This window comes from Psychrobacter sp. 16-MNA-CIBAN-0192, assembly GCF_040309565.1.
Taxonomy (GTDB): Bacteria; Pseudomonadota; Gammaproteobacteria; order Pseudomonadales; family Moraxellaceae; genus Psychrobacter.
Window position 1 is genome coordinate 1 of record NZ_JBEOOX010000030.1, and the last position, 3,289, is coordinate 3,289.

General features: G+C 39.6%; 5 protein-coding genes. All 5 read left to right on the top strand.

Annotated elements, in window-relative coordinates:
* Nucleotides 1–644: hypothetical protein (locus AAEY78_RS12175; RefSeq protein ID WP_352339613.1), on the top strand; the 644-nt coding region annotated here is incomplete at its 5' end.
* Between the two features lie 410 nt (nucleotides 645–1,054).
* On the top strand, nucleotides 1,055–2,050 hold the full coding sequence (gene repM / locus AAEY78_RS12180; protein WP_352339614.1) for a replication initiation protein RepM: 996 nt from the start codon (nucleotides 1,055–1,057) through the stop codon (nucleotides 2,048–2,050).
* Nucleotides 2,051–2,112: 62 nt separating this feature from the next.
* Nucleotides 2,113–2,331 (top strand): hypothetical protein, encoded by a 219-nt coding sequence (locus AAEY78_RS12185; protein WP_352339615.1) that lies wholly within the window; start codon nucleotides 2,113–2,115, stop codon nucleotides 2,329–2,331.
* Between the two features lie 16 nt (nucleotides 2,332–2,347).
* Nucleotides 2,348–2,539: a hypothetical protein gene (locus AAEY78_RS12190; protein ID WP_352339616.1), complete on the top strand. Its 192-nt coding sequence runs from the start codon at nucleotides 2,348–2,350 to the stop codon at nucleotides 2,537–2,539.
* Between the two features lie 186 nt (nucleotides 2,540–2,725).
* A partial coding sequence (gene mobV / locus AAEY78_RS12195) for a MobV family relaxase (RefSeq protein ID WP_352339617.1) occupies nucleotides 2,726–3,289 on the top strand: 564 nt, incomplete at its 3' end.

A 3,289-nucleotide genomic window follows, 5' to 3' on the forward strand; every position in this document is an offset into this window, starting at 1 on the left:
GACTAGAACGAGGTAGGGAAGGCTCAAAGGCAAAGCACACAAGCATTAAGCAATATTACGATGCTATCAACAAGGCTCAAAAAGTCGAGATTGAACCAAAAATACCCGAAACAACCATGCTTGAGGGCAAAAAGGCATACGCTGAAAGGGTTGCCGATGCTGTTATCGAGGACTACAAGCCCAAGATAGCCACTGCCAACAGTATCTTGAGCGATTACAAGTACACCAAGCACGACAAAGAGGTATTACTAAGTTCCCTAGCCTATACGGAACAACGGGCAAATCCATATTTTAACGCTATCAAGGGGTTAAATAAAGACGAAGTTACTAGGGTAAATGATGCAATGCAGCTAGAGAGCCGCAAAATCGCCGTAGAGAAGAATGAAAATAAAAAGGCTAGGAAGGTATCAAAAGACAGTCAGACAGCTATTAAATCGCAATCTGTGGATAAATGGAATGATTTTTATAGGTCATTACCGAGTTCTAAGCAAAATAAAGTATCTATATTACTAAAAGAGGTTGAGAAAACGAAAAATCCTAATGCTGTGGAATTGACTAAAGAAAAATTAATGGATGAACCAGAAAGGATTGATAAATTAATAAATCCTAGAATTCAAAGTAAAGACCCTGATATTTCGATGTAGTTGCTTTTTTCTTTTGTCTTAAAACCTTAGAAGCATTGATAAATAAAGTTTATCTAATCATAGGTACACGTTTATCTACCAATAAGACGAATTTTTTTGCTGTTAAGTTATTAAAAAAAAGAAAAATCTCTTAATCCTTTAATTACTTTAACTACTTTAACTACTTTAAGCCCTCTGAAAGACACGTCATATAAGGCTTCCACAGTCAATAAGACGAGGTTTCCCCCTCAATAAGACGAGGTTTCCCCCTCAATAAGACGAGGTTTCCCCCTCAATAAGACGAGGTTTCCCTTGCATAAGACGAGGTTGTATTATAACATCATTTTAAGAAGTCTGTTATATAACCTCGTCTATTAAATGACACTGGTTGCTGATGTCGTTTAATAGACTTTGATAAATAGGGTCGTCCAATGAAGAAAGATATTGTCAAGAAAAGTAATTCGCTAACAGTTGCTTACTACAACTTATCACTGGTTGAATATCGTGTCTTACACATGGTTTTTACTTCACTGGCTGAAATAGAACCCAATCCAGAACTATTGAAAAAAGCGAGGTTTGCTGTAAGAGCCACGGACTATATGGATTTGTATGGCGTAGATAGAACGACAGCCTATGAGGCACTGAAGGAAGCGTCAGAGCGTTTATTCAATCGTTACTTCACATATGATTTAGAAATTAGTCCTGAGCATCAACTATACGAGCGATTAAAGGCTCGGTGGGTCACTAAAATAGGCTATATCGAGCAACAAGCGACTGTCACGCTATATCTATCTGAAGAGGTACTAAGCATGGTTGGGAAGCTGACCAACCGCTATACAACCTATTTCCTGAATCAAACTGCTGAATTGACCAGTATGTATGCTATTCGCATTTATGAAATGATTGTGCAATGGCGACAAGCCAAAGTTATACCAACAATCGGCATACAAGAATTGAGAGATAGATTAGATATTAAACCCAATGAATACCCACGTATGCACGATTTTAAAAGGAATGTATTAGATTTATCAGTAAATCAAATTAATGAAAGGACTGACCTCAAAATTAGTTATAGTCAAGATAAAGCAGGTCGCAAGATTACTGGCTTTACTTTTAAATTTAAAGAGAAGACAAAAGGAAAAGAGAAGGTAGGAGCGAAAAACCGTGACCCTAACACGATAGACTGGATTAACAATCAAACTGACAATGAAGTCAATGCACTAAACCCTAAGCAGCTTGCTAGGGCTGTGAATAGTAAAAAATTCATATCTGATTACGCTCACTTAGTAATGCCACAAAATGCTGCTAACAGCTCATCTAGTGAATGGATTACGCACATGGCGACTTGGCTTAAGAAAGACCCTAGCAAGTTCAACAAGCGCCCCATGAAAGAATATCTTGACGATGAACAATCGGATAGGTTTTAGGTACAAATGTCTTACATTGAACGTACTCACATAAGCGAAAAGTAATGACAAGGAGAGATACCATGAGCGAGAAAAGAGAGTTAGGACACCCAACACAAGGGACACTAAATTGGTTAGAGCTTGTAGAGTTAAACGCAAGGTTGATGGGTGAAGATGAGGACTTTCGAGAGCTACAGCTCAAGCAAGTATCATCAAGAGCCACCAATTGGGGCAAGGACGCACAGAAGCACGTAGAGCAGCGGATAAGACGCTCACAAGCACCACACTTGGAAATCAAATAATTAGAAGGGGCGCATAATGTCTGCTTCATCTTTCTTTAGAAAAATGCAAGGGTACGGTGACAACCCTAAAAACGGCTTCATGGATAACATGAAGTTAGACCTTATCGAGCAAAAACAGCGACTAGGCGAACCACTTACTAAAGACCAAAAAGAGTTTTTAGAACAAAAAAACAGAGGTACTGACAGTCTAAATATTAATAAACCGTAAGGTTTGTTCTTTGGAAAACCACAGCCGATCCAAATTATCGGCTGTGGTTTTTTTTGGGGTTCAAAGGGGTTCGCCCCTTGCTCAATCACCTTTAAAACTTTAATCTAGCTATGCTAGTTAAATTTTTAAAGGTGTAGTGAGTACACCTTAACGAAATCACACTCAATTAATAGGGGAAAGGTGGCTATGAACTATGCAATTTTAAGGACGGCAAAATTAAAGACAATGGGCAACATTGGCGGCAGTCTTGCACACAATTATAGGACTATAGATACGCCTAATGCTGACCCCAATCGAACCTCTACCAATGACCATACCGTTGCTACCCCCGAAGCAGTCAAACAAGCAATACTAGACCGGCTACCTGAAAAAAGACGCTCTGATGCGGTTCTGTGCGTTGAGTATCTGATAACTGCTAGTCCTGAATGGGACGGTTGGGGAACAAGCAAGGAAGATGAATTTTTTGAGCGAGCTGGTCAGTGGCTCATTGATAAACATGGGGAAGAAAATATTGCTGGTATGAGTATTCACATGGACGAAACGACACCGCACCTAGTCGCTTATGTTGTGCCTATTGACCAAAAGGGGAAGCTCAACTGTAAGGAATTTCTAGGGGGTCGGGCTAAATTAAACATGATGCAGACCGATTTTGCCAAGCAGGTGAAAGACTTAGGACTAGAACGAGGTAGGGAAGGCTCAAAGGCAAAGCACACAAGCATTAAGCAATATTACGATGCTATCAACAAGGCT